Genomic DNA, 24,539 nt, shown 5'->3' on the forward strand with positions numbered 1-24,539 from the left:
CCTACCCAGTAGGAAATTACCGTTAATCAGGTAGTTATCCGACTCCCTCCAATGGAGGTTTTAGGAGAAATCAATCAGTTACCTAATTTGCTAATCTGTGCAGATTTGCATAGTCAGCCTCCCATGCCACCAGCCAGAAAGCAAAGTTAACCTATCTTATTGAATATAAAGAAAAGAACGAATTACGTTCTTTTGATGCCGGGCAGGGGTATCGTCTGCCCGTCATTTTTTGCACATTCACCATTACGATCGGGAAATCACTTCGCCCTCGATGTAGTCCGCTGGTGGCCTGTCCTCACGCACAACGGTGAATGTGCCGGGAAGGCGGTAACGAACGACCAGGCTGTTAATGTGCCCAAACGGACCGCGCCCCTCGTTGATCTTAATCCGCTCTAACTGCCCGTCCTTTACCATCGTGTCGAGCGTACGCCGGACAGAACGGTACCGCGTCGGGTCTTCCCTCTGCACGTCAAAGCCGTACAGCGCCGACGCTATGCCCGCCACATCAAACGGCGGTTCGCAGGCCTCCAGCCGGATCGCGTCAGCCTGCTCTTTTGTCTCCGGCCTGAACAGCGCCAGTATGGCGGTTTTGCGGTTGGTCTGTCTCATGATGGGGGTTAACCCTTAATGTACAAGTCAGGTTTGTACATTAGCAGAGAAGCTTTTTAATGTACAAACCTGATTTGTACATTAGCAGAGAAGCTTTTTAATGTACAAACCTGATTTGTACATTAAGCTGGGATGGCGAATCAGTGCCGATTTGCATATTTATCGCCGTAGCCACCAGCCCGGATAAATCATCTTTACTGGATGGTGGTTTTACCAATGGGGGAGAACAGCTAAGCAGTTATTCTTGCTTTGCCTCTCCCCGGTAAATCGCACGTTATCCCCTGTTCAGGGATTAGCTCTTTGACCCATTCCGGCGCTGGAGTTCGTTACGCGCAACGCTGACAAGTTGCCTTATTTCTTCACCTGCCTTTGTACCGATCTGCTCAACCTGTGCCAGCGCATCGAGAGAGGAAAGCAGGGGATTATCTCCACTCCCTTCTGTCTGTCGGCGGGCTATCTCTCCGCGTGCTGCTGCCACCAGAAAGCCCGCTGTTGATTCTCCGTCAAGCTTAACCACTTCGATTTGTTCCAAAACGTCATGCGGAATGCGGATGTTTTTGAGTTGTGACTTGCTGTTTACATTACCTGTGGCCATTAAGCCCCCCGGTTTTATCGTTAGTGTGTAAACAATACAGCATAAGGTGTGTATTTAAAACACTTGACTTAAATACACACTTAAAATTAAAGTAAATACACACCTTGTCCACAGATTAAACACAGGTTAGGTGCAAAAATAGCGAAGCCCCGCGAACGTCGGAAGCGCAAGCAGGGCCTCTTACCAATAACATTATCGGAGGTAATGCTATGGCTAACGCCAATAGTAACACACTCGCTCACCCCAAATTTATATGGCGCTTCCACTCGCCACGCACAAACCAGCGCATAACGATCATCGCATCCACCGAAGCAGAGGCGCGTTCTCGTCTGAGCAATCCTGCTTACCTGTTCTCTGCCCGTATTCGTATTACTGAGGGCGTTTATCAGGTGCTAGCGCACCTGCACTTGTCTGGCGGGGAGGGGTGTAGTTTCCTGTTGCCGGATCTCTTTGCAGACCACCAGCAGGCCGAACATCTCGCCAGTGCTGCAGCGTTTAATTTCTCCTTCCTCGGCCATACCGGAAAAGTTACCTGTGAAGTAGTGGAGGTGTGTCATGCGTGATTTACCGCTTGATAACCCCGCACTGGAGGCGGCCGCCAGTAAAGCGCACCAGGCCGAAATTGTTCTTCGCCTTATGTCTCAGTATCCAAGTGCACTCGCTACCACTGAAACCGAAGCGCTGATCGGGCTGATTCTTCCGCTGGTGGGCAGCGCCGCCAGTTACCTGATTACCGAGCAGATGAAACAGGAGGCCAGTCATGCGTAACTACTATGCAACCCCGGCTGATGCTATCCGGCCAATCGCCGCAGTACTTGAGGCGGCGCAATATCTGTTTAACGATGAATACGGCAAAGATCTTGCGCATGACCTGATCGCCTGGGCGCAGGAAACCGCAGTACGCGCAACCCACACCCGGGCCAAATCAGGAGAGGCCGACAATGGTAAAGCTTAAATCTCTGCGTTCCGGCAGGCCGGAAAGCCTCGCTGTTATTGGAGTGAACATTTTCACCCATAAAAGCGAAGTACGCTTGCTTGATTCGGCCAGCGGCGACACGGATGCAGAACAGGCAGTAGCCGCGCTTTATGGTTGTGAACGGTTAGAGGACGGACAAATACAGGTGACAGATGCGACTAATCGCTGCTTTCGTCGGGCTTTTGGCAAGGCAGGTAAGCACAACAATGCCAGTAACAAAAAACGTAAATAGCCCCTCCACGGTAAGACGTAAAAAATTACCAGTTCCAATAACTATACAGCCTGCTTAAAGCAGGCTGATTTGTTTAGCGTTCGAATAGTTGTTTTATCACTCGCGTAAACACTTATTTGACGCAAGAGGATCACGCGATGGACGAACAGGTATTAACTAAATACGAAGTCATGGCAGCACTGAAATATAAATCTGTGAGCGGTTTTTACACCTTCTGTAAGCGCACCCCCGATTTCCCGAAAAGCTTCCCGTTAGGGTTGCGCCGTGTGGGGTGGGTTAAGCGGGAAATTGATGCTTATCTCGAAAAGAGAATGAACGAACGTAATGCCGTGGAGGGGTGAAAATGCCGCGTAAAACTAAAGTACGTATGAAAAAGACAGGCAAAGCTACATGTTCAAAAAGACGAGCACCAACATCCTCAGTGGTCTTTGGTATCGTGGATTTTGAGCCTGTTAAACACCCTCACTGTTCGTCTTTTGCCAGGACAATTGGAAGCGAAACCTTTCGTGACAGAGTGGACAGAGGCTATTTTTCAGGTAAACAGGACGTCAGATATTATTTACGTCCCATAACCTCCGGTGATTCTCCTACCGAAGCAACGCACGCTCTCATTCATTATTGCCCTAAACATGATTTGTACTTCAATGCCCGTATTCGTTTTTACGCTGGCGCTGAATTATTGATGGGTGCCGCTCAGTCAGATCTTTGGCGTTTGTGGATGCTACTTAGTGGGGCAAGTCTCGAATGGGTAGAGCTGGTGGCTAAGAGTCTGAACGAAAAGGGGGTAGCGGAAACCGCTTTTTATTCTCTACCCGCGGAGAATTTAGCCGAAGCGCAATGTCGTGGTGGCCTTGGAGTGGTTTACGAGGGTGAGATTATCCCCTCTAAAGAGGTTGTCACATGGCATTAATTCGTTATTCCCGTGGTGTAAAACGCGCCATAAAAACTGTAGAGCAGCGCAGTGCCACCAGCGAAGATGATTTTATTGATAAAATTCTGTCTGACGTGGCAAGCGCTAAATACCAGCAATTTTTCTGTGCGCCGGTACGAAAGGGGTCGCATCCGAAGGGCGCGAAAGATACTGGCTATCAGGGCGAGAAATACTGGCGCTTGTCAGCACACGTTGAACCGTGGCGGGTTGCACGGTTCGATTGTGACGGCTTCAACAACCTACAGACTTTCGAAGCCCTGAAAGCTTACCTGCAAAAGTTCAAAGGTTTTCTGTACACCACCACCAATTACACGCCCACCACTCCCCGGTGCAGGTTCGTTATTCTGCTTGATGCAGAGGTTAACCGTGACGAAGGGAAGCGCGTATGCCAGAGCATAGCCGCTGAGATTGACAGTTATTTGCAGGACAGCGCGGATCTTATCGGTGACTGGCAACCTGTTATCTTATGGGATGAATCGGTTTATCTGGCCGAACAACAATGTTATATGCCAGTCGCTGATCCAACCGGGAACCTGAAAACCAAAACCGGGGAAAAAGTGACGGACGCCATTACGCTGCGTTTTGACGGTGAACTTGCGAATGTGGCTCATTATTTGGCAATAGTGCCGGAAGAACCAAAGCGCAGACGGAGTAGTACCGGAAAAGTTTTACGTGACCACACCGATACGCCAGAAGCGGACCCGACCACCAGTGAGTATTGGGCGCTATGGGAAGGTATCGACCAGCATACTATGGATGATTTGCGTAGCGCGTTGTTTTCGCCGGGCATGATAAAAATCTCTGAAGGAGCGCGTAAACCGTGGCAGGCAGTTATCGCCAGCCTTTGCTATCTCAAAGGTACGCCTTATGAAGATGCCGCTTACCAACTGGCGCTGGACTGGTCAGAGGCTGGCGGTGCGGCGTTTGATATGGCTGTTTTTTCCAGGACATGGGAAACCTCCCGCGCAGACCTGACCAGCTACAAAGCGATTTTTGCTGATGCGCAGCGTAAGGGCTGGGAGAACCCTCAAACACTCCGGCCCTACACCGAAAAGGAGAAAACAGGTTTTTACATGACCGGGGACGGGTTGATGGAAAACTACGAGACAGGAAGCAAAGGTGCTAAAGGTATTCTCGTCCGTAAAATATCGGCTGCGTTTGCTGTTCGTGGACGCACCCGTGATGCTTACGGTGATAACTGGGGCCGGCTGGTGGAATTCTGCGATTTTGACGGCGAAACCAAGCACTATGTTGTACCGGATGAACATCTGCATAAGCAGGGTAGCGATGTTCCCCAGCGCCTGGCCGCGATGGGGCTATGGATCAACAGCGGTATGGCAAAGTCGCTACTGACTTATCTTAATATTACTTCCGCGACCAGACGCATTACCTGTACCGCAATAACAGGCTGGCATGACGGCAAAGTTTTTGTGCTGCCTGACCGATCTGTTGGCAAAGATGCTGATTCGGTGATGTATCAGCACAGGGGACGGGATAAATGCCAACTGGCACAGGCCGGAACCCTTACCGAATGGCAGCAGTATATCGCGGCTAAATGCGCAGGTAACAGCCGTCTGGTGTTCTCTGTTTGCGTAGCGCTGGCGGCTCCGCTGATGGATGTGACGGGCATGGATGGTGGCGTGTTCTCTCTCCTCGGCGCATCGACTAAAGGCAAGAGCACCGTCCAGCACGTAGCGGCTTCGGTGTGGGGTAAAGGCACAACTTCGGGCGGTTATGTCAGAACGTGGAACACTTCGCTGGTGGGGCTGGAGGTGATGGCGACGACCCACAACGATCTGCCTCTGATACTGGACGAACTGAAAGCCGTATCGCCAAAAATTGTTGGCAGCACCGCTTACATGCTGGCTATGGGCCGTGGTAAGGAGCGCGGGACAAAAGATATTACTCTGCGCGAGGTGTTGCAGTGGCGTACTCTGGTGCTGGCCTCCAGTGAAAGGCCGTTCGATAGTTATCTTAAAGCGGCAGGTGAAACGGTGGAGGCAGGGCAACAGGCGCGTTTTGTCGATGTTCCCGCTATCGTCAGTGAAACAACGGGGCTGTTTGATACTCTCCACGGTCTGGAACACACAGAAGAATACTCAAAGCAGTTTGCCGATGGGCTTAACCGTTCGGCGGCAACATACTACGGTGCGGCGGGTATTACCTGGCTGGAATATCTAACCTGTTCGGTACGTTCAAAGCTGATCGCTCGCGTTGACACTCTTCGCGAAGATTTCCGGCAGCAGTATCGCTCACAGAATACCGGCGCACAACTGGACAGGGTTATGGAGCGTTTCACCCTTTGCGCGGTGGCCGGGGAAGTGGCGACAGCGGCGGGTATCACTGGCTGGCAGGAGGGCGAGGCGTTTAAAGGTGTTGGTAGTTGTTTTCTGGCTTATGTCGCTGACCGTGGAACGCTGCGCGATATGGAAGGTGTCAACGGTATAGATCACCTTCGCCAGTATTTAAGCGCCAATGGTCCGGTGAACTTTATGCGAGATACTACCGACAGGGTGCGTGTACATGATGGTTATATCGCATTACTGGATGGTGGGAGCGCCAACCCACGCTTTGACAATCTTGATATCGGTGCACCTGAACAGGCAAACGAGGGCGTAGCCGAATGCTACTGGATCATACCCGAGGCCATGCAACGTATATTGGCGAACCATAATTTTAAAGCCACAATGGACACGCTGGAAGCTATGGGGGCGCTATTAAGTGCTAAGGGCAAAGACGGAAAAATCGACTATAACCCACGCAAGAATGATCCGGTTTTTAACAAGCGGCGGCGTTATTACCGCATAGATGCAAACGCGCTGTTTTCGTAAGCCAGCCCCCGGAACTACGCGGGGGCTTTACTATTTTTCCGCTGCTGGCCGTTTACCATATCCTTAACCCAGTTATAGATCGAGCCGTTTGGCGCTAACCCCGCGCCAACAGGTAAAATATCCCTCCCCGGTGGATGTAACTTCTGAAATTCAGGTGTTTCCTTCGGATAAGCGGAGATAAATGCACGGTATTTATCATCCACCAGCCGGGATAAAGCGGCTTTTGTTGGCTCGCTGCGTCCTTCGTTTTTATGGCGTTCGATAATGTCATTCGCCCAGGCTCTGCACCGAAGTTTGATTGCACCATCATATTTTTTACTACGGTTTATACCGCCTAATTGCCTGCGTTTTTTGGCCTCGTCGATATTATCAAAACCAGACATAATCTCGGCTTCCCTGTGTAACCTTAACAGCGCTTTGCCGGACAGGCGCGCCAGCGCGGCCAGAACGTCATTGTCGGGCGTTCTGAACGCACCAGACAGCGCAACGGCAGCTACAGCAAGATCCGTTGGGGAAGTCGCCATAGTGGTTATAAATTGCCATGTTTCGCTGGTGGGGTTGCCAAGTTCTCGTATGATTTCCGGGGAGGGGTAGATTAAGTCCAGCGCATCTACCGCACTTAGCGCTACGCAGATTTGCACATCGGTTAAGGTATGGACATGCTCAATACACCAGCCGGTTGGCTCGTCGTGCTGTTGTTCGTAATCATAGGCTAATAACGCTATGTGGACATTAACCAGTGTAAAAATAGCGTCACTGTGCATCTTCGCCACCGACTACACCTAAATGACGCAATGCAGCCCCCGCCATTTGATGACCGTTGGCCGCACTGCTAACAAACTCTCCCCACCAGTCCATCATTCCCCGGCGTTCTTCCAGATAAGTAGCGCGATTGTAGGCTGCCCGAATTGAGTTTTTTTCTCCGTGCGCCAGCACTGCCTCTATGGCATCCGGGCGAAAACTTCCATGCTCATTCATGGCCGTACTGACGATAGAGCGCATACCATGCGCGGTAAGCATGTCCTGATAGCCCATGCGCTTTAATGCGGCATTGGCGCTTTGGCTGTGCATGTGCGTTTTGGGGTTTTTGCGCCCGGGAAAGACATATTCCCTGTGGCCGCTGATGGGCTTCATTGCTTCCAGTATGTCCAGCGCCTGAGGACAAAGCGGTACCGAATGCGGACGATCCATTTTCATTGTGGCCGCCGGTGCGTCCCATTGCTTTTTCTTCCAGTCTATTTCGCTCCAGCGTGTCATAACGGCTTCACCAGGTCGAACGGCTGTAAGAAGCTGCCACTCTATGAGGTGGCGCGTAGAGCGTTCGATTTGAGCGATTGCCAGTGATTGCATAAGGCCGGGGAGGGCTTCCGGGCGTATCGTCGGGTTCTTCTCTTTCCTCGGCACAGGAAGGGCGCTTTTCACCGTGGTAAAAGGGTTGGCATCGGCCAGGCCGGTGTTCATGGCGTAATCCATGATTTCTTTTGTGCGCTGTGCAAGGCGGCGGGCTGTTTCCAGATTGCCGCGAGCAACGATCACGTTGAGCACGTCCAGCAGCACCGGCGCTTTTAGCAGCGTTACCGGGATATGACCTATTGCAGGGAAAATATCTTTTTCAAGGGAGCGCCACACATCGTCGGCGTAATCTTCCGTGACGTTTTTACGTTTGTGTTCGATCCAGCGCATGGCAATAGCCTGTAGCGTATTACTGTGTGTCTCTCTGAGGGCGTTTGCATCGGCTTTGCGCTGTTCTACCGGATCGATACCCTGCGAAAGTAGCGCTTTGGCCTCGTTCTTAACCTTTCGGGCCTGCGCCAGACTCACAGCCGGAAACTCCCCCAGGCTCAACATAGTGCGTTTACCGCTTACTGGCTTACGATAGCGGAAATACCACACCCGGCTACCTGATGCTTTCGCCATAAGTTCCAGTCCGTCACCGTCACGGTAGGGTGTGTCCTGTTTTTTGCCCGTGGCCGGGTCTGTTTTGGCTTTGGCGTTAGCAACCTCAGTAGGCGTTAAAGGGGTAATAATCTTAGGCATGGCGTAGTCTCCCTGCATACTGCCAAAAACCAGAGCGACATACTGCTAACCCCTGAGCGTCCGGGAATGGACACGCCCCGTCCCCGGTTTTCGTGCCTGTGGACAGTGTCTTTTTACCTATATTAATAAGTAAAATCATTTGTTTACGCGATTTTGGACAGCAGGACAGGCCGGACGCCCTAAAAAAGCATATAGGAAATAGAAAACAGGCTTTTTTATGTAGTAATGGTTTTTGGTAGTACGCATTTTTGCAGTACAGGTTAATCACTACCAAACATACTACCAAAGTTTGCGAGTTAAAATGATACTAAACGAATGCTAAAGGTATTAAAAAAGCCCTAAATCATTATAATTTAGGGCTTTTTATTTGATTTTCGATAGTTAGAGAACGCTATCGAATGCTTGTGTGGTGGAGCTGGCGGGAGTTGAACCCGCGTCCGAAATTACTACACCGTCGGCACTACATGCTTAGTCCAGTTTTTACATTCACCTGTTAGCTGCGAACGGACACGCCACTAACAAACTAGCCTGATTGGATTTAACGCTTCAACCCCAGGCAGGGCATCCACGCGATCTCTTTTGGGTTTGACCTCTCTTGATCCCCGTCCTAAGAGCGGAGGCTAGGGAGAGAGGACACCTTCAGTTTCTTAGGCTGATTAAGCTGCGATAGCAGCAGGTGCGTAGTTTTCGTCGTTTGCGACTATTTTTTTGCGGCTTTTAACGAGGCCAACCGCCCCTCGGCATGCTCCTTGGGCTTCGCAAATCCCGTCGAATCCAGAATCAGCCCCAAGTACTGTACAGAAGTCTAACAGAAAAACCTGTCGCTGCACCAGTGATTTAGCGATTAGCGTGCTTCATAATGCGCGCTTTGTCTAATTTCCACTCACGAGCTTTAATATCATCGCGTTTATCATGCTCTTTTTTACCTTTCGCTACGCCTATTTTCAGCTTGGCCCAGGCATTCTTCCAGTAAAGTGACAGCGCGACTACGGTATAACCCTCTCGGTTTACCCGACCATAAAGCGAATCCAGTTCTTTTTTATTTAACAATAACTTACGGTTGCGTGTTGGATCGCATACCACATGCGATGAAGCTACAGTGAGTGCCTGAAAAGTAGAGCCAAACAGATAAGCTTCACCATCCCGGAGCAAGATATAGCTGTCGCTGATATTAGCTTTACCGGCCCGAAGTGATTTGACTTCCCATCCCTGTAACGAAAGCCCGGCTTCGAACTCTTCCTCGATGAAGTATTCATGCCGTGCGCGCTTGTTCATGGCAATGGTCGCTGAACCGGGTTTATGTGTTTTTTTCTTTGTCATAGTGCAACTTAGTCTACATGAAGCGATGATTGATGACATCCCCTGTAACAACAGCGGCAGGGAAAAACGCTATTTTAGCAGAACGCTGGCGGCTTAGAATTTTTGTTTGATCCGCGGCAATGTTACAATTGGGAAATTATAAGATTAACAGGAAATGCTATGTCTCAGATTAGTCGTTCTGCGCTGGTACCTTTCAGCGCCGAGCAAATGTTCCGGTTAGTAAATGATGTTGACGCCTACCCGGAATTTCTCCCAGGGTGTACCGGTAGCCGCGTACTTGAATACAATGAACAACAAATGACGGCGTCAGTCGATGTGTCAAAGGCAGGCATCAGCAAAACCTTCGTGACGCGTAATACCCTGACAAATAATCAGAGTATAAGCATGCAGCTGGTAGAAGGGCCGTTCCGTAAATTAACCGGTGGCTGGGTATTTACGGCGCTGAGTGAAGAAGCCTGTAAGGTTGAGCTAAATCTGGAGTTTGAGTTCAACAGTGTGCTGGTAGAGCTGGCGTTTGGTCGGGTTTTTAAAGAGCTTGCCAGTAGCATGGTGCAGGCTTTTACCCTGCGAGCTAAAGAGGTTTACAGTGCCTGATATCTCAGTTGAAGTTGTTTATGCCCTACCTGAGAAGCAGTATCTGTTCACGGTGAATGTGGCAGAGGGCAGCACAGTTGAGCAGGCTATTAAAGCATCAGGGCTTCTTGAGCTGCGTGGAGATGTCGATCTCACCAGTAATAAGGTTGGTGTGTTCAGCCGGCCTGTGAAACTGCATGATGAAGTTCACAGTGGTGACCGTATTGAAATTTATCGCCCTCTGCTTGCAGATCCAAAAGATCTGCGTCGTCAGCGTGCAGAGCGTGGCGCAAAAAAATAAGGCGCATTACGCGCCTTACTGCTTCTTTTTGTCGTTTTTTCTGCACTGCTATTTCACTCAGCTTTTCTTGCTGCTCAGATTGGGTTTGTTATCAATATGAGCCAGCGTACCGTTGCTATCGAAAGTGAGTGTCAACGTTTGCTGAGTAACCGGTTCATGGCCTGGCTCCTGACGGAATACATAATACCAGACGTTGCTTCCGAACGGGTCACGCATCATCGGTGTTCCGAGGGTGTAAGCCACCTGCTGTTGGGTCATACCGGTATGAATTTTAGAAACGTCATTCGCAACAAGGTAGTTACCCTGGTTGATGTCTGGACGATAAACCACCCGTTCCAGAGTGGAACATCCAGCGGTCATCATAAGAAGAACCACCACCGCAGCAGTCAGCGTTTTACAGCGCATAAGTATCTTTATTCCTTTTAGGACCAACAATCTGGCTGTATCGAACAGTTATGACGATAACAGCGTAAGAAGCCGATAATAATAAACCTTTCCACAGTTTGAAACCTCTGTGAATTAAGCTTATGACCACAGGTGTCCTGAAAAGTGCGACTTCAGGCGGCTAAAAGCTCTTTTGCATTTGCCAGGGTGTTCCGGGTCACTTCACTTCCGCCCAGCAACCTTGCCAGTTCCTGGAGACGTGCACGTTTATCAAGAGAGCGCATCTGGGTTTCAGTTATCTCCCCATCAGTCTCTTTACTGACGAAAAAATGATGATGACCGCAACCAGCCACCTGCGGCAAGTGGGTGACGCACATCACTTGAGTGGATTTTCCCAGTTGACGCAGCATTTTGCCAACTACCGCTGCGGTGGGACCACTGATACCCACATCAATTTCATCAAAAATTAACGCAGGGGTATCCATTTTTTTTGCGGTAATAACCTGAATAGCCAGTGCGATACGTGAAAGCTCTCCACCTGAAGCCACTTTTGACAGTGGTTGCATTGGCTGACCTGGGTTGGTACTGACCTGAAAATCAATGCGGTCCGCACCTTCCGCTGTGAGGTGACCAGGGTTGAAAACGATGTTGATATTTAGCTGTCCATGCGGCATTGAAAGTGAATGCATACTTTCGCCAATAAGCCGGCTGAGCTCCTGTGCATAGTGAACACGTCGCAGGTGTAGTGTTTCAGCATGGTCAAGCGCCACCTTATGATGCTGTGCGACAACCAGTGCCAGGTCGTCCTGTGCGCTTTCCTGCTGATTGAGCAATTCCTGTTCTTTCAGTAATTGTTGATGAAAGAGCGGTAGTTCTTCCGGCGAAATATGGTGCTTACGCGCCAGAGTAATCTGGCGGGAGAGCCGTTGTTCCAGTTCATGTAGCCGGTTAGGGTCCAGATCCAGACGTTCACAATAATGACGAAGTTCACTGCTGGCTTCACTGATTTGTATTGCTGCTTCATCAAGCAGGGTACAGACACCAGTCAATTTATCATCCAGTGTCACCAGTTCACTGAGCATTTGCTGAGCAGCGTAGAGCTGATTCTGTAATGTGCTGTCTTCGCCATCAGCCAGTAGCATCAGAGCTTGCTGCCCTGTAGAAAGTAATTGTCCACTGTTAGCCAACCGCTTGTATTCTTCATCAATTAACTCATATTCACCCGTCTGAGGCGCGAATTCATTGAGTTCTTTCAACTGATATTGCAATAGTTCGCGACGTGCTTCACGATCTTGCGATGATTGTTGATGCTGAGCCAATAATCTGCAGCTCTGATGCCATTGACGATAGCTATCTGCCATTTCCTTTAACAGTATATTTTCTCCTGCATAGCCATCAAGAAGCGTTTTTTGATGCTCTGGTTTAAGCAACAACTGATGGGCATGTTGTCCGTGGATCTGAATAAGCAACTGGCCCAGTTCACGCAGCTGTGAAAGAGGAACGGTTGTACCATTTATGAAGCTTCGCGAGCGTCCGTCACTGTTGATGACCCGGCGTAACAGACACTCGTTGCCTTCATCAAGTTGGTTAGCAACCAGCCATTGCAAAGCTGAAGGAGTATCCTTCAGGATAAAACTGGCACAGATATCTGCTCTTGTGGCACCCTGACGAACCATATCTGCTTCAGCGCGGCTTCCCAGGCACAAACCCAAAGCATCAATTGCAATGGATTTTCCGGCACCTGTTTCGCCGGTTATTGCTGTCATGCCGGATTGAAAATCGATTTCGAGTTCGCGGACAATCGCAAAATTACTGATAGTCAGTTGCGCCAGCATAATATATGCTCCTGTATAAATACACAGATGTGATTTTTTATACAGTATATACTGGTTTTATAACCAGTAAAGTAGCTGAAGCCGATTTTTAAAACAATTTTTTTGACCAGTTGAGCTTTGAACTTAGCGTATTGAAATAGTTATAATTCTCAGGGTGAATCAGATTAAGGTGATCATCGCTTCTGCGGATAAGAACGTCTTCACCCTCCTGGATTGGTAAAGCTATCTGGCTGTCACAGCTGATTTCCAAATCGCTGTGCATATGAGAGAAACGCAGGCGAATCGTACTGCTACTGTTAATCACCAGAGGGCGTGCGGACAGCGTATGCGGAAACATAGGGACAATCGCTATCGCATCCAGCGAAGGAGTGAGAATTGGCCCACCAGCAGAAAGTGAATAAGCTGTGGAGCCGGTAGGTGTTGAGATAATCAGGCCATCGGAGCGCTGAGAAAACGCGAACGAGTCATCAATGTAGACTTCAAACTCAATCATGTGTGCTACTTTACCGGGGTGCAGCACCACTTCATTAATGGCAGTACCAATTTTTGGAGGATGCCCCTGACGGCAAACCCGGGCTTCAAGCAGAAACCGTCTTTCGGTTATGTATTTTCCTTCCAACACCTCGGCCAGCTGCTGCTGGGCGTTATCTGGATCCAAATCGGTGAGAAAACCCAAGTTTCCACGATTGATGCCAATCACTTTGATATCATAGCGAGCCAGTACGCGTGCTGCTCCCAACATATTGCCATCACCGCCTACGATTACCGCGAGTTCGGCTCGTTGTCCGATCTCAGATAACGTACCCGTTTCCACGTCAGACAGATTCAGCTCACGTGCAATCTGTTGTTCAATAATTACTTTATATCCTTTTGCTGCCAGCCAGCGATAAAGTGTTTCATGGGTGGTGAGTGCAGTAGGGTGGCGCGGATGCCCCACAATACCAATGCAGTTGAAATGATTGTTCATGATGCTGGTATTCCTCATTAGGGTAAACTACCTCAGACAATGTGAAGGGTTCCCTTGAAACCACAATCCTGATCCCCATAATAAGCGAACCAGCGAGATGAATGTGCATAAACGCGGAGAATTTCATGAGTAGTAAAGAACAGAAAACACCAAACGAGCAAGTCTCAGACGATATTGAGATGGAGCAGGCGGAACACCTTGAGACGGAGACAGAAGAAGGGCTGGATCCGCAAAATGAGCGCATTGCAGAGTTGGAAGCTGAACTTGCACAAGCTCTGGGTGGTGTGCGCGAAGCACAGCTTCGGGCGCAGGCTGAAATCGAAAATATTCGTCGTCGCACGGAACAGGATGTCGAAAAGGCGCATAAATTTGCGCTGGAAAAATTTGCCAACGAACTGCTGCCGGTAATTGACAGCCTGGAGCGCGCGTTGGAAGTGTCAGATAAAGAGAATCCTGAACTTACTGCAATGGTTGAGGGAATCGACCTGACACTGAAATCGTTGCTGGATGCTGTTAGTAAGTTTGGTGTCGAGGTTGTTGGCGACGTAAACGTTCCATTTAACCCGGAGATCCATCAGGCAATGTCGATGATGGAATCCAGTGATGTGGCGCCAAACCATGTGCTGCTGGTAATGCAGCGCGGCTATACCCTGAATGGTCGTTTGCTCCGCCCCGCAATGGTCGCCGTTTCTAAAGCGAAAGCTTAATTCACGAACGCCTGTAAACACTGAGGTTTAATGCTCACAGCAACCGCATTAAACCTCAAGAGTGTTTTCGTCGTTAGCGTCCTTTATTGTGGCAGTTCCGGCATCCAGTCAATGGGTTTTTGCCCATGCTGAATCAGCCATTGATTGGTCTTTGAAAAATGTCCGCAACCAAAAAAACCTCTGTGAGCGGACAGGGGAGAAGGGTGAGGTGCCAGCAATACATAATGGCGGTTTCTGTCGATAATCGCCCCTTTCTTCTGTGCGTGCGATCCCCAGAGTAAAAAAACCACGCCCTCGCGATATTCATTAATTGCTGTGATGACATTATCTGTGAACGTTTCCCAGCCAAAACGTGCGTGAGAATGTGCCTGCCCAGCTTCAACGGTTAATACCGTGTTCAGCAGCAGAACTCCCTGATGCGCCCAACTTTCAAGAAAGCCATGCTGGGGACGGCTGAAGCCAGGAATATCCGTTTCCAGCTCTTTATAGATATTGAGCAGAGAAGGGGGGATTGCGATACCCGGTAAGACGGAAAAAGACAGGCCATGCGCCTGATTCGGGCCGTGGTAAGGGTCCTGGCCAAGGATCACTACCTTTACGTTTCCCAGCTCTGTCAGACGAAAGGCGTTAAACACATCTTTCTGGGGCGGGTAAATTGTTTTACCCGTAGCACGCGCTTTTGATACTGACGACAATGTTTCGATAAAGTAAGTTTTTTCTTTTTCCTGTGCCAGCACGTCGTGCCAGGTCAGTGCATTGACCATTTCTGCCTCCTCAGAGATAACCAGCAGACAGCTTAACGCGGATTTTTACCCGCACAAAATTAAAATAAAATTGAAAATTTACAAAATAACAAACACAATGAATTCCAATTCAAGTTGAGTTAAATCAATAAGTTGATTGTCTGGCGATTTTTTGCGACTCAGCAATATTGATTGAAATCAAAAACACCCTTCCTGCGTGCTGATATACAGACCTAATACAATTCATGAGTGTATATAAATTCACTTGCTGATAGATCTCATTAATGGATAGTTTGGGAGGCATAAAATGATTACCGGAGTTCAAATCACTAAAGCAGCCAATGCGGCACTGTTAAATTCATTCTGGCTGCTTGACAATGAAAAAGAAGAAGCTCGCTGTGTCTGTGCTAAAGCTGAGTACCATGAAGGTCAGGTTGTCCCGATTGGTGAACTTGGCAACGTTGAATATCGTGAGATTCCTCTGGAGATAAAACCGCAGGTACGGGTTGAAGGTGGTCAGCATCTGAACGTCAACGTGCTGCGTCGTGAAACACTCGAAGACGCTGTTAACCACCCTGAGAAATATCCACAGCTGACTATTCGTGTTTCCGGTTATGCTGTGCGTTTTAATTCACTGACGCCGGAACAGCAGCGTGATGTTATCGCCCGTACTTTCACCGAAAGTCTCTGATAACAATTGCCGGAATGTGGGGCATGACTGTGTAACAGTTCAGCGTTACGAAAGAAGAAACGCGATTTTATGAATGTAGAAACCATGTAACAGCGATAAGACTTTGGATGACTGGTATTTGATAATAACCTGTGAATTCAACTCGATGGTTTGCTATGTATCTACATCTTAATTGTTCCTGCGTAATGGAAAAAACAGCCGCGGTGATGGCGGCTGATATAGTTAAAATTATTTCGGTTCAACAGGGACAATATTCTCACCAGGATAACAGCCAAGTACCTTGAGAGAACGGGTTATGCTTGCCAGTTGACGTAAAGCTTGCTGTACTGCCTCCGAACGCAAATTGCCATGAAAATCAATATAGAACATCTCTTCCCATGGGTTGCCATTAATTGGGCGCGATTCCAGTTTGCTCATTGGAAGGTTATGTTGTCGTAAAACCAACAGAGCTTCCACCAGAGCACCAGCCTGTTGACCTGTTGCCATGATCAATGTGGTTTTAGCTGGTACCTGTATGGTTACTTCAACAGGTTTACGGGCAAGAACAATAAAGCGGGTAAAGTTCTGCTGCTGATTAGCCAGGTTGCGTTCCAGCACCTGTAATCCATATAGTGTCCCGCCAGCCTCACTCCCCAAAGCCGCCGCTTTCGGTGACTTCAGTGCAGCTACCTTTTCCATCGCTGCTGCGGTACTTTCGGTATATTCAATTTTCCAGTGTGGGTAGCGGTGAATAAACCGACTACATTGTTGGAAAGGTTGAGGATGACTGTAAACCGTGTCGATCTGTTGCAAATCGGTCGTGTCGGAAACCAGCACGCAGTGGTCAATCGGGATAGTCATTTCGCCAACGATGGAAAGGCTGGTTTGCTGCAGAAGATCATAAACGTCATTGATTGACCCGGAGCTGGTATTTTCAATTGGCAATACGGCATAGTCTGCCTGACCGGTTTCAACCTGGCTGAAAATATCACGGAAATTCAGGCATCCGCTTTCAATAACATTATCAAAATGTCGTGTTGCATAATAGCGTGAAGCGAGGTGCGAGTAAGAACCCTTTGGGCCAAGAAAGGCAATTCGGGCAGAGTGTGCACAGGTTTCATTCAGGTTTTTTTGCAGCAATGCTTGCTGGGTTAAAACCGAGTCTTCAATAATCAGTTGAAACAGGCGGGTAATATAATATGCATCAAGCTTGTGTGTTTTAGCTTTTGTTATGAGGTTTTCCAGGAGTTCCCGTTCCCGTTCAATATCACGAATTGGCCGGTGGGTGGCCATCTTGGCCATTGCCACCTCTGTTGCCAGTTTCCTGCGGCGCGCCAGTAAACCCAGCAATTCAGTGTCCAGGGTGCTGATCTTGTCACGCAGATCCAGCAGTGGGTTATTATCGGTCATAATGCTACCTGTCAGATGTTCATAAAAAAAGCCTCCCGATTGGGAGGCTTAGTTGTTCGTCTTCGCATTCTTCCTTGCATGACGAATAGCATCCCAGTTATGGGGAGAGGTAAAGAAGAATGCGGAGAAGAACGACTTTTTGTTCATGATACTGTCCATAATTTCTGAACGGTTAAAGTAACCGCTGCGATTTCTCTCTGTCAATAAAAAACGTGACATATGGGAAAGCTGGCAGATGTCCTGAGTATAATGCCGTTTCAGGCAGCCCGTACCCTCGCCTTAACCAGGTGCAGGTCATAACATCCTCCTTTTGCGGTGGATTACCTGCCATACAGGGAGCGGTCGACATTGACATTTAACGGCCAATCTGATGTTTCTTTTGCCGCGAAAAGGCACGGTCTGGGCAGTTATTTTGGCGAATGTTCCATTATCAGTTATGATGTATTTCGTATTTTTATATGTATTTCAATATTTTATTTTTTTACAAGGGCAAGGGCAAGGGCAAGGGCAAGGGCAAGGGCCGGTGAGCAGAAGATATATCCGGTAATTTTTTCCTTTCTGACTGAATTTGAAATAATATTGCGCTAGTCAGTAAAATGTGCGTCACATAACTGAAAATCCTTCAAACCAAAGGCGCTGAGGTGGCTGATAATATTGAGTGTTTATTGAAACCGTATCTGGAAGGGATAGGCATGCGGAACGCGATAGACGAAAAACCAGCCGGGTGGCTGGTTTTCCATTCATATTATCCTTTTTGATGCAGACTTATTCTTCATCAACGATGCTGAGATCTTTGACACTGGCAGCGGCCCGACGTGCTTCGCCTTTATGCTGAACTTTGTTCAGTTGGCGCTCCAGTTTATTAATAAGTTCATTGATTGCAGTATACATATCATCGTGTTTGGCACTGGCAACCAGAGGTCCATTTGGCGTGTTGATGGTCGCGTCAGCAACAAATTCTTTTGGTTCTTTCGAAAGAACGATATGAGGATTGATCAGATGGGTTTGCCATTTTTCAAGTTTGGCCAGGCGTTCTTCGACATGTTGGCGGATAGCGGGGGTGATTTCCATTTGCTTGCTGGTAATGTTCAGAACCATAGTACTTACCTCTCTGTCATTTCCGTCGAATGTAGATCCAGCATACCTCGAATAATGGCGAAATCTATGGCTCAGATCGTTTTTTTTGTCACTTTTTGTCAATGATGCAAAATCTGAGAGAAGAGCCGTGGATTGAGTGGCAAAGACTTGTGGAGTGGAAAATCAAGGCGCATGATGGGTAAGTTAATCGGTAAATAAATTTTTCCTGAGCAAGAAGGCGGAAAGTTCTGGCCGCTTTCTTAGTGGTAACCTTTGATTGCGTAACCTTGTTGTAACGAGGAACTGTACGAGTGGAAAGAGGCTGGTGGTAAGCAGCCTCTTTTTACTGTGTCAGGCTTTATTTAAAGCAATTATTTTCGCAACTTTATCCGCTTCTGCATTCAGTTGTAGCTTGCGGTAAGCGTTTTCCATCAGCGGCAGTGCATTACGCGTTGCCTGTGTATCAGGGTAATCCTTCATCATCTGTTCCACACGATTGACGACAGCGACATAAGCTCCGCGCTTGGTATAGAATTGCGCAACAGATAATTCATATTTCGCCAGGCGATCTTTCAGATATACCAGACGCTTTCTTGCATCGGTGGCATACTGACTGTTTGGATAACCGCGCAGCAGTTGAGAGAAATCGTGGAAGGCGTCACGCGCGTGGGATGGATCGCGATCGGAACGGTCAATACCAAAAAAGCCCTGTAATGCACTGTCATCCAGTGCCATATCCGTCAGACCACGCATATAAATCACGTAATCGATGTTTGGATGGGTTGGATTCAGACGCATAAAGCGATCGATTGCAGCCTGCGCCATTGGCAAATCGGCATTTTTGTAATAAGCGTAGATCAGATCCAACTGAACTTGCTGGGAGTAGGGCCCAAATGGATAGCGGTTATCGAGTGCTTCCAGTTGCGTTATTGCTCCTTTAAAGTTACCGTCCTGCAGTTTTTGCTGGGCAGTGGCATAAATCTCAGAAGGTGGGCTATCGGGCACCGTATCCTTCGAGCCGGAACAACCCGCTAATGCCAGGCTCAACGTGGCTGCAGCCACCAGATATTTCATACGCGTCATGACGATTTGATTATCCTCAGAGTGTTATTCAGGAAGCTGTCCATGTAGCTCCCGATAGTGACCATGTACAATAGCACATTATATTAAACGGCATTGCCGTGAAAACCCAACGTTAACGAAGAAGCTGTTTATGGCACAACCAGTAAAACTCAACGCAACGATCTCCGAATCGCAACTCGGACAACGCTTAGATCAGGCTTTAGCCGAATTGTTCCCTGATTATTCAAGATCTCGTATAAAAGAGTGGATTCTCGACCAGCGCGTCGTCGTTGATGGTGCGATCATCGATAAACCTAAGGAAAAAGTACTTGGTGGCGAACAAATAGCTATCAATGCTGAGATTGAGGAAGACGTGCGCTGGGAAGCGCAGGATATTCCTCTGGATGTTGTCTATGAAGATGATGACATTTTGGTTATCAATAAGCCCCGCAATTTAGTGGTGCATCCGGGAGCTGGTAATCCTGATGGCACCGTGCTCAATGCGCTGCTTCACCTGTATCCTGCCATTTGCGATGTGCCACGTGCGGGCATTGTGCATCGTCTGGATAAAGATACCACGGGGCTTATGGTGGTGGCGAAAACAGTCCCGGCTCAAACTCATCTGGTGGAATCCCTACAACTGCGTGAAATTACCCGTGAGTACGAAGCGGTGGCAATTGGCAGGATGACTGCCGGTGGCACCGTCAATGAACCCATTAGCCGTCATTCAACCAAACGTACTCATATGGCGGTACACCCAATGGGTAAACCTGCAACCACGCACTACCGGATAATGGAGCATTTCCGTGCTCATACCCGTATGCGACTGCGTTTGGAAACCGGCCGCACTCACCAGATCCGTGTCCATATGTCGCATATCAATCATCCTCTGGTAGGTGACCCTCTGTACGGGGGACGCCCTCGTCCGCCAAAAGGAGCTTCTGAAGGTTTCATTTCTGCTTTACGTAAATTTGATCGGCAGGCGCTGCATGCCACTATGTTGCGTTTGTATCATCCAATCACCGGTATTGAGATGGAATGGCATGCACCGCTGCCACAGGATATGATCGACCTGATCATCGCTTTGAAAGCAGATACTGAAGAGTTTAAAGATCAACTGGACTGGTAATGAGCCTGATTATTCCCGAATGGAATGTGCCTGCCACTGTGCGGGCATTAGCGACAACCCGACTGGGTGGCATCAGTGGCCCCCCCTGGGATGCCCTTAATCTTGGTGCCCATGTTGGGGACAGCCCGACGGATGTACAGATTAACCGTCAGCGCCTGGTTGAACGGGCTGAATTGCCTGCGATGCCAGTATGGCTGGAACAGATACATGGCATAAAGGTGCTTCATCTGACAGATAAACAGCCGCATTCCCTTCAGGCAGATGCAGCTTACACCCGTGAGCGCGGTGTCGTATGCGCGGTAATGACAGCCGATTGCCTGCCTGTATTATTCTGTTCCCGTGACGGAAAAGAGATTGCAGCTGCCCATGCGGGATGGCGGGGGTTGTGTGCCGGCGTTCTGGAAGCCACTCTGGATGCTTTTCGCGCTAAGGCGGAGGATATTTTTGTCTGGATGGGGCCGGCTATTGGGCCTGATGCTTTTGAAGTGGGTCCTGAGGTTCGCAAAGCCTTTATTGCACAAGATTTAACCGCTGATGCAGCATTTCGCGCGGTTGGTGAAAAATATTATGCTGATATCTGGCAACTCGCACGAACCCGTCTTGTGCGCAGAGGTGTACGTGAGATAACGGGTGGCGGTCTTTGTACCCTGTCCGATCAACGCCAATTTTTCTCATTCCGGCGTGATGGAGTTACCGGGCGTATGGCAAGTTTGATCTGGCTGATATAACCTGTCGCCATAAGGCGGTTCGGATTGATGTATTTTTCACCAAAATATTCTGGTCATTAACTTGAAAATTTGAGGCATGACCTCATTTAATCTCCAGTAGCAATTTGACCTGAATGGGGGAAATTATGCGTCTGGACCGTCTTACTAACAAATTCCAGCTTGCTCTCGCAGATGCCCAGTCTTTAGCTCTTGGGCATGACAACCAGTTTATCGAACCTCTTCACCTGATGAGTGCGCTGCTCAGTCAGGAAGGCGGCTCTGTTCGTCCATTACTCACTACCGCTGGCGCGGATGTGGCATTGCTCACTAACAGCGTACAGCAGGCCATTGCCCGACTTCCGCAGGTTGAAGGCAGTGACGGCGATGTACAACCTTCTGCCGACCTGGTTCGCGTATTGAATTTTTGTGACAAGCTGGCGCAGAAACGCGCCGATAATTTTATTTCATCTGAACTTTTTGTTCTGGCTGCCCTTGAATCGCGTGGGTCAATGGCCGATCTGCTTAAATCTGCTGGCGCGACCAATGAAAACTTGACTAAGGCGATAGATCAGATACGTGGAGGGGAAAGCGTGAACGATCAAGGGGCAGAGGATCAGCGGCAGGCACTGAAAAAATACACTATCGACCTGACCGAAAGAGCGGAGAAGGGCAAACTGGATCCGGTGATTGGTCGTGATGAAGAAATTCGTCGGACGATCCAGGTACTGCAACGCCGTACAAAAAACAATCCGGTGCTAATCGGTGAGCCCGGCGTAGGTAAAACGGCCATCGTTGAAGGTCTTGCCCAGCGCATTATCAATGGTGAAGTGCCTGAAGGCCTGAAAGGCCGACGGGTGCTGGCTCTGGATATGGGGGCGCTGGTGGCTGGTGCCAAGTACCGTGGTGAATTTGAAGAACGTCTGAAAGGTGTACTAAACGATCTTTCAAAACAGGAAGGTAACGTCATTCTTTTTATTGACGAATTGCACACTATGGTCGGCGCGGGTAAAGCAGAAGGGGCAATGGATGCAGGAAACATGCTTAAACCTGCACTGGCACGTGGCGAGTTACATTGTGTTGGTGCCACTACGCTGGACGAATATCGCCAGTATATTGAAAAAGACGCGGCACTTGAGCGTCGTTTTCAGAAGGTCTTTGTAGCTGAACCCAGCGTGGAAGATACCATTGCCATACTGCGTGGACTGAAAGAGCGATACGAGCTGCATCACCATGTGCAGATCACCGATCCGGCGATTGTGGCAGCCGCAACATTATCCCACCGTTATATTGCTGACCGTCATTTGCCGGACAAAGCAATCGACCTGATTGATGAAGCTGCTTCCAGTATTCGAATGCAGATTGATTCCAAACCCGAATCGCTGGATCGTCTGGAGCGTCGCATTATTCAGTTAAAACTGGAGCAGCAGGCGCTTAAAAAAGAATCTGATGATGCCAGCATTAAACGTCTTGATATGTTGGAAGCCGAACTGACTCAAAAAGAGCGTGATTATTCTGAACTGGAAGAGGAGTGGAAAGCGGAAAAAGCTTCACTTTCCGGTACCCAGACAATTAAGGCAGAGTTAGAGCAGGCAAAATTATCACTTGAACAGGCACGTCGTTCGGGTGATTTGGCGCAAATGTCCGAGCTGCAATACGGAAAAATTCCTGAACTGGAAAAGCAGCTGGCTTCGGCCACGTTGTCAGAAGGCAAGACGATGCGACTGTTGCGTAATCGTGTGACAGATATTGAAATTGCCGATGTATTGGCTCGTTGGACAGGGATCCCAGTCGATCGGATGATGGAAGGGGAGCGTGATAAGCTGTTGCGTATGGAACAGCAGTTACACGGACGTGTTATCGGGCAGGATGAAGCCGTTGAGGCTGTTTCTAATGCTATAAGACGTAGCCGTGCAGGGCTGGCCGACCCAAATCGTCCAATTGGTTCATTTCTTTTCCTTGGGCCGACCGGAGTAGGTAAGACCGAATTATGTAAAGCGTTGGCTAATTTTATGTTTGACAGCGATGATGCCATGGTGCGTCTTGATATGTCAGAATTCATGGAAAAACATACTGTTTCGCGACTGGTCGGTGCACCTCCAGGATATGTTGGATATGAAGAAGGTGGCTATATCACTGAAGCTGTTCGCCGCCGCCCTTATTCAGTTATTTTGTTGGATGAAGTTGAAAAGGCACATCCCGACGTCTTCAATATTCTGTTGCAGGTACTGGACGATGGCCGCCTGACCGATGGGCAGGGCAGGACTGTAGATTTTCGTAATACAGTGGTGATCATGACGTCTAATCTTGGATCTGACTTAATTCAGGAGCGTTTTGGCGCCTTGGGATATGCTGAAATGAAGAATGTGGTGATGAACGAAGTTAGTCATCATTTTCGTCCTGAGTTTATCAACCGTATTGATGAGTTGGTCGTTTTCCATCCGCTGGGTGAGAAGCATATTGCCTCAATTGCCAAAATTCAGTTGCAACGGCTGTATAAGCGTCTGGCTGAGCGCGGATATGAATTGCATATTTCGGACGAGGCGTTGCTCCGGCTGGGCGAAAATGGCTACGACCCAGTTTATGGTGCCAGACCACTGAAACGCGCTATTCAGCAGCAGATAGAAAACCCGCTGGCTCAGCAGATACTGTCTGGCAGTCTTGTCCCCGGCAAGAAAATTGAGATGGATATACAGGACGACACAATTGTGGCGCATCAGTAACCTGCATTTAGTGGCGATCGGATGTGATATTAACATTTACAGAAAGCACCGTTGTGTTGTGCAAAGCATCGGTGTTTTCTTTTGCTTGTTGATAAGCCAGGCTACGGAGGTCTTCATCCAGGGTCGCAGTTTCACTGCCCACCTTGTTTTGTCTCCGGTCTTATAAGATTTTTAGGCACTGATGCTCACGCGTTTTCTGTATATCTCTGATTGAGCCAGTTTGGTTTTTGCTCACGGTTGTGAAGGGAAATTATCCTACTGAAGATATTCTTTGACGGCTGGTTTCCTGCATAACAGTGAAGCCATTGTTGGCTAAACAAGGTAAGTAGCTTGTGGAGTTAGCCGATGAGTTGCATGCAGCCTTGTTACGTTTTCCCTGTGGGATCTGTGACCAGTAGAAATTAAATGGAAAAATAAATCAGTTTGATCAACGGTAATATTGAGGGAAAACAGGATAATTTCAGACGTTAATGGGTGTTTAAGCATTACGCTGACTTTCAGTTAGCTGAAACTGATGGGTAACAGAGATAATTTTTGCAAAATATCTACTTTTGCCCACTTTTAGTTCAAAAATTGAACGTTCAGCTTTTTTTTTCAAATAACACTTGTCAGTCGTCACAAACTCCCTATAATGCGCCACCACTGACACGGAACAACGGCTTACGGGTCGCCGGGTTAAGAGGTTCAGCACGCTGAACCGCCGGAGCAACTTCTTCTCAAAAA

The 24,539-nt window shown here is 48.6% G+C and carries 27 protein-coding genes, 1 other RNA gene and 1 other annotated feature; of the genes, 14 read left to right on the forward strand and 14 right to left on the reverse strand.

What is annotated here, in order from left to right; all coding sequences use genetic code 11:
- Nucleotides 1-243: 243 nt before the first annotated feature.
- Together EB241_RS16705 and EB241_RS16710 are read right to left on the reverse strand one after the other, a co-directional pair.
- Complete coding sequence (locus tag EB241_RS16705; RefSeq protein WP_124234232.1) at nucleotides 244-609, reverse strand: hypothetical protein; 366 nt, start codon at nucleotides 607-609, stop codon at nucleotides 244-246.
- A gap of 292 nt (nucleotides 610-901) precedes the next feature.
- Complete coding sequence (locus EB241_RS16710; RefSeq protein ID WP_124234233.1) at nucleotides 902-1,204, reverse strand: YlcI/YnfO family protein; 303 nt, start codon at nucleotides 1,202-1,204, stop codon at nucleotides 902-904.
- Between the two features lie 209 nt (nucleotides 1,205-1,413).
- Between EB241_RS16710 and EB241_RS16715 the strand changes: the two genes are divergently transcribed.
- The 7 genes from EB241_RS16715 (at nucleotide 1,414) to EB241_RS16745 (ending at nucleotide 6,174) form a co-directional block, all read left to right on the forward strand.
- Nucleotides 1,414-1,767 (forward strand): host cell division inhibitor Icd-like protein, encoded by a 354-nt coding sequence (locus EB241_RS16715; protein WP_124234234.1) that lies wholly within the window; start codon nucleotides 1,414-1,416, stop codon nucleotides 1,765-1,767.
- Nucleotides 1,760-1,972: a hypothetical protein gene (locus EB241_RS16720; protein WP_124234235.1), complete on the forward strand. Its 213-nt coding sequence runs from the start codon at nucleotides 1,760-1,762 to the stop codon at nucleotides 1,970-1,972. Before EB241_RS16715 ends, EB241_RS16720 begins: the two co-directional genes overlap by 8 nt.
- Entirely contained in the window at nucleotides 1,965-2,159 is a 195-nt protein-coding gene (locus EB241_RS16725; RefSeq protein ID WP_124234236.1) for a hypothetical protein, read from the forward strand. Before EB241_RS16720 ends, EB241_RS16725 begins: the two co-directional genes overlap by 8 nt.
- Nucleotides 2,146-2,412, forward strand: a complete 267-nt coding sequence (locus EB241_RS16730) for a hypothetical protein (protein WP_124234237.1) — start codon at nucleotides 2,146-2,148, stop codon at nucleotides 2,410-2,412. The genes EB241_RS16725 and EB241_RS16730 overlap by 14 nt, the downstream gene beginning before the upstream one ends.
- 137 nt (nucleotides 2,413-2,549) lie before the next feature.
- Nucleotides 2,550-2,753 (forward strand): helix-turn-helix transcriptional regulator, encoded by a 204-nt coding sequence (locus tag EB241_RS16735; protein ID WP_124234238.1) that lies wholly within the window; start codon nucleotides 2,550-2,552, stop codon nucleotides 2,751-2,753.
- Between the two features lie 2 nt (nucleotides 2,754-2,755).
- A complete protein-coding gene (locus EB241_RS16740) occupies nucleotides 2,756-3,322 on the forward strand; it encodes a hypothetical protein (RefSeq protein WP_124234239.1) in 567 nt (188 codons plus the stop codon).
- Nucleotides 3,313-6,174: a DUF927 domain-containing protein gene (locus tag EB241_RS16745; RefSeq protein WP_124234240.1), complete on the forward strand. Its 2,862-nt coding sequence runs from the start codon at nucleotides 3,313-3,315 to the stop codon at nucleotides 6,172-6,174. The genes EB241_RS16740 and EB241_RS16745 overlap by 10 nt, the downstream gene beginning before the upstream one ends.
- Before the next feature lie 14 nt (nucleotides 6,175-6,188).
- Here the strand turns inward: EB241_RS16745 and EB241_RS16750 are convergent, their stop codons facing one another.
- From EB241_RS16750 to smpB, 4 genes are all read right to left on the reverse strand, one after another.
- Nucleotides 6,189-6,947 (reverse strand): hypothetical protein, encoded by a 759-nt coding sequence (locus tag EB241_RS16750; RefSeq protein WP_124234241.1) that lies wholly within the window; start codon nucleotides 6,945-6,947, stop codon nucleotides 6,189-6,191.
- Complete coding sequence (locus EB241_RS16755) at nucleotides 6,928-8,211, reverse strand: integrase domain-containing protein (RefSeq protein ID WP_124234242.1); 1,284 nt, start codon at nucleotides 8,209-8,211, stop codon at nucleotides 6,928-6,930. The genes EB241_RS16750 and EB241_RS16755 overlap by 20 nt, the downstream gene beginning before the upstream one ends.
- A gap of 407 nt (nucleotides 8,212-8,618) precedes the next feature.
- Nucleotides 8,619-8,999, reverse strand: a transfer-messenger RNA (tmRNA) gene (gene ssrA, locus EB241_RS16760).
- A gap of 49 nt (nucleotides 9,000-9,048) precedes the next feature.
- The gene (gene smpB, locus EB241_RS16765; protein ID WP_124234243.1) at nucleotides 9,049-9,531 is read right to left on the reverse strand and encodes an SsrA-binding protein SmpB; all 483 of its coding nucleotides are present in this window, start codon (nucleotides 9,529-9,531) and stop codon (nucleotides 9,049-9,051) included.
- 159 nt (nucleotides 9,532-9,690) lie between these two features.
- Here smpB and EB241_RS16770 point away from each other — a divergent pair, with 159 nt between their 5' ends.
- Both EB241_RS16770 and EB241_RS16775 read left to right on the forward strand, forming a co-directional pair.
- Nucleotides 9,691-10,125 carry a type II toxin-antitoxin system RatA family toxin gene (locus EB241_RS16770; RefSeq protein ID WP_124234244.1) on the forward strand — a complete coding sequence of 145 codons (435 nt, stop codon included), beginning with the start codon at nucleotides 9,691-9,693 and terminating at the stop codon, nucleotides 10,123-10,125.
- Nucleotides 10,118-10,405, forward strand: coding sequence for an RnfH family protein (locus EB241_RS16775; protein WP_124234245.1), 288 nt, complete (start codon nucleotides 10,118-10,120; stop codon nucleotides 10,403-10,405). Before EB241_RS16770 ends, EB241_RS16775 begins: the two co-directional genes overlap by 8 nt.
- Before the next feature lie 57 nt (nucleotides 10,406-10,462).
- Here EB241_RS16775 and bamE read toward each other — a convergent pair whose 3' ends face one another.
- From bamE to nadK, 3 genes are all read right to left on the reverse strand, one after another.
- On the reverse strand, nucleotides 10,463-10,810 hold the full coding sequence (bamE, locus tag EB241_RS16780) for an outer membrane protein assembly factor BamE (RefSeq protein ID WP_124234246.1): 348 nt from the start codon (nucleotides 10,808-10,810) through the stop codon (nucleotides 10,463-10,465).
- A 152-nt stretch (nucleotides 10,811-10,962) separates the two neighbouring features.
- Nucleotides 10,963-12,624, reverse strand: coding sequence for a DNA repair protein RecN (recN, locus tag EB241_RS16785; protein ID WP_124234247.1), 1,662 nt, complete (start codon nucleotides 12,622-12,624; stop codon nucleotides 10,963-10,965).
- 88 nt (nucleotides 12,625-12,712) lie between these two features.
- Nucleotides 12,713-13,591, reverse strand: coding sequence for an NAD(+) kinase (gene nadK, locus EB241_RS16790; RefSeq protein WP_124234248.1), 879 nt, complete (start codon nucleotides 13,589-13,591; stop codon nucleotides 12,713-12,715).
- Nucleotides 13,592-13,716: 125 nt separating this feature from the next.
- Here nadK and grpE point away from each other — a divergent pair, with 125 nt between their 5' ends.
- A complete protein-coding gene (grpE, locus tag EB241_RS16795; protein ID WP_124234249.1) occupies nucleotides 13,717-14,298 on the forward strand; it encodes a nucleotide exchange factor GrpE in 582 nt (193 codons plus the stop codon).
- 83 nt (nucleotides 14,299-14,381) lie between these two features.
- On the opposite strand, the gene ung is transcribed toward grpE, so the two are convergent.
- Complete coding sequence (ung, locus tag EB241_RS16800) at nucleotides 14,382-15,062, reverse strand: uracil-DNA glycosylase (RefSeq protein WP_124234250.1); 681 nt, start codon at nucleotides 15,060-15,062, stop codon at nucleotides 14,382-14,384.
- Between the two features lie 286 nt (nucleotides 15,063-15,348).
- Between ung and grcA the strand changes: the two genes are divergently transcribed.
- A complete protein-coding gene (grcA, locus tag EB241_RS16805; protein ID WP_124234251.1) occupies nucleotides 15,349-15,732 on the forward strand; it encodes an autonomous glycyl radical cofactor GrcA in 384 nt (127 codons plus the stop codon).
- Nucleotides 15,733-15,960: 228 nt separating this feature from the next.
- Here the strand turns inward: grcA and pheA are convergent, their stop codons facing one another.
- The 3 genes from pheA to bamD all read right to left on the reverse strand — a co-directional run bounded on the left by pheA (nucleotide 15,961) and on the right by bamD (nucleotide 19,281).
- The gene (pheA, locus tag EB241_RS16810; protein ID WP_124234252.1) at nucleotides 15,961-17,121 is read right to left on the reverse strand and encodes a bifunctional chorismate mutase/prephenate dehydratase; all 1,161 of its coding nucleotides are present in this window, start codon (nucleotides 17,119-17,121) and stop codon (nucleotides 15,961-15,963) included.
- 21 nt (nucleotides 17,122-17,142) lie between these two features.
- Nucleotides 17,143-17,269: a sequence feature (Phe leader region), on the reverse strand.
- A 617-nt stretch (nucleotides 17,270-17,886) separates the two neighbouring features.
- Entirely contained in the window at nucleotides 17,887-18,219 is a 333-nt protein-coding gene (raiA, locus tag EB241_RS16815) for a ribosome-associated translation inhibitor RaiA (RefSeq protein WP_124234253.1), read from the reverse strand.
- Nucleotides 18,220-18,549: 330 nt separating this feature from the next.
- The gene (gene bamD / locus EB241_RS16820; RefSeq protein ID WP_124234254.1) at nucleotides 18,550-19,281 is read right to left on the reverse strand and encodes an outer membrane protein assembly factor BamD; all 732 of its coding nucleotides are present in this window, start codon (nucleotides 19,279-19,281) and stop codon (nucleotides 18,550-18,552) included.
- A 130-nt stretch (nucleotides 19,282-19,411) separates the two neighbouring features.
- On the opposite strand from bamD, the gene rluD reads away from it, so the two are divergent.
- The 3 genes from rluD (at nucleotide 19,412) to clpB (ending at nucleotide 23,816) form a co-directional block, all read left to right on the forward strand.
- On the forward strand, nucleotides 19,412-20,389 hold the full coding sequence (gene rluD, locus EB241_RS16825; RefSeq protein WP_124234255.1) for a 23S rRNA pseudouridine(1911/1915/1917) synthase RluD: 978 nt from the start codon (nucleotides 19,412-19,414) through the stop codon (nucleotides 20,387-20,389).
- Entirely contained in the window at nucleotides 20,389-21,117 is a 729-nt protein-coding gene (gene yfiH / locus EB241_RS16830) for a purine nucleoside phosphorylase YfiH (RefSeq protein WP_124234256.1), read from the forward strand. Before rluD ends, yfiH begins: the two co-directional genes overlap by 1 nt.
- Nucleotides 21,118-21,242: 125 nt before the next feature.
- Nucleotides 21,243-23,816 carry an ATP-dependent chaperone ClpB gene (gene clpB, locus EB241_RS16835; protein WP_124234257.1) on the forward strand — a complete coding sequence of 858 codons (2,574 nt, stop codon included), beginning with the start codon at nucleotides 21,243-21,245 and terminating at the stop codon, nucleotides 23,814-23,816.
- A 478-nt stretch (nucleotides 23,817-24,294) separates the two neighbouring features.
- On the opposite strand, the gene EB241_RS21635 is transcribed toward clpB, so the two are convergent.
- The coding region (locus tag EB241_RS21635; protein WP_233592634.1) for a hypothetical protein at nucleotides 24,295-24,539 on the reverse strand (245 nt) is incomplete at its 5' end.

The organism is Erwinia psidii (assembly GCF_003846135.1).
Taxonomy (GTDB): domain Bacteria; phylum Pseudomonadota; class Gammaproteobacteria; order Enterobacterales; family Enterobacteriaceae; genus Erwinia; species Erwinia psidii.

Bases quoted from the DNA above. Each gene is read 5' to 3' on its own strand.
- EB241_RS16725 (WP_124234236.1), top strand. From the start codon at position 1,965: ATGCGTAACTACTATGCAACCCCGGCTGATGCTATCCGGCCAATCGCC.
- EB241_RS16745 (WP_124234240.1), top strand. From the start codon at position 3,313: ATGGCATTAATTCGTTATTCCCGTGGTGTAAAACGCGCCATAAAAACT.
- EB241_RS16735 (WP_124234238.1), top strand. From the start codon at position 2,550: ATGGACGAACAGGTATTAACTAAATACGAAGTCATGGCAGCACTGAAA.
- raiA (WP_124234253.1), bottom strand. From the start codon at position 18,219: ATGGTTCTGAACATTACCAGCAAGCAAATGGAAATCACCCCCGCTATC.
- yfiH (WP_124234256.1), top strand. From the start codon at position 20,389: ATGAGCCTGATTATTCCCGAATGGAATGTGCCTGCCACTGTGCGGGCA.
- smpB (WP_124234243.1), bottom strand. From the start codon at position 9,531: ATGACAAAGAAAAAAACACATAAACCCGGTTCAGCGACCATTGCCATG.
- nadK (WP_124234248.1), bottom strand. From the start codon at position 13,591: ATGAACAATCATTTCAACTGCATTGGTATTGTGGGGCATCCGCGCCAC.
- pheA (WP_124234252.1), bottom strand. From the start codon at position 17,121: ATGACCGATAATAACCCACTGCTGGATCTGCGTGACAAGATCAGCACC.
- bamD (WP_124234254.1), bottom strand. From the start codon at position 19,281: ATGACGCGTATGAAATATCTGGTGGCTGCAGCCACGTTGAGCCTGGCA.
- rluD (WP_124234255.1), top strand. From the start codon at position 19,412: ATGGCACAACCAGTAAAACTCAACGCAACGATCTCCGAATCGCAACTC.
- EB241_RS16730 (WP_124234237.1), top strand. From the start codon at position 2,146: ATGGTAAAGCTTAAATCTCTGCGTTCCGGCAGGCCGGAAAGCCTCGCT.
- clpB (WP_124234257.1), top strand. From the start codon at position 21,243: ATGCGTCTGGACCGTCTTACTAACAAATTCCAGCTTGCTCTCGCAGAT.
- EB241_RS16715 (WP_124234234.1), top strand. From the start codon at position 1,414: ATGGCTAACGCCAATAGTAACACACTCGCTCACCCCAAATTTATATGG.
- EB241_RS16705 (WP_124234232.1), bottom strand. From the start codon at position 609: ATGAGACAGACCAACCGCAAAACCGCCATACTGGCGCTGTTCAGGCCG.
- grcA (WP_124234251.1), top strand. From the start codon at position 15,349: ATGATTACCGGAGTTCAAATCACTAAAGCAGCCAATGCGGCACTGTTA.
- recN (WP_124234247.1), bottom strand. From the start codon at position 12,624: ATGCTGGCGCAACTGACTATCAGTAATTTTGCGATTGTCCGCGAACTC.
- ung (WP_124234250.1), bottom strand. From the start codon at position 15,062: ATGGTCAATGCACTGACCTGGCACGACGTGCTGGCACAGGAAAAAGAA.
- EB241_RS16770 (WP_124234244.1), top strand. From the start codon at position 9,691: ATGTCTCAGATTAGTCGTTCTGCGCTGGTACCTTTCAGCGCCGAGCAA.
- grpE (WP_124234249.1), top strand. From the start codon at position 13,717: ATGAGTAGTAAAGAACAGAAAACACCAAACGAGCAAGTCTCAGACGAT.
- EB241_RS16740 (WP_124234239.1), top strand. From the start codon at position 2,756: ATGCCGCGTAAAACTAAAGTACGTATGAAAAAGACAGGCAAAGCTACA.
- EB241_RS16720 (WP_124234235.1), top strand. From the start codon at position 1,760: ATGCGTGATTTACCGCTTGATAACCCCGCACTGGAGGCGGCCGCCAGT.
- bamE (WP_124234246.1), bottom strand. From the start codon at position 10,810: ATGCGCTGTAAAACGCTGACTGCTGCGGTGGTGGTTCTTCTTATGATG.
- EB241_RS16710 (WP_124234233.1), bottom strand. From the start codon at position 1,204: ATGGCCACAGGTAATGTAAACAGCAAGTCACAACTCAAAAACATCCGC.
- EB241_RS16755 (WP_124234242.1), bottom strand. From the start codon at position 8,211: ATGCCTAAGATTATTACCCCTTTAACGCCTACTGAGGTTGCTAACGCC.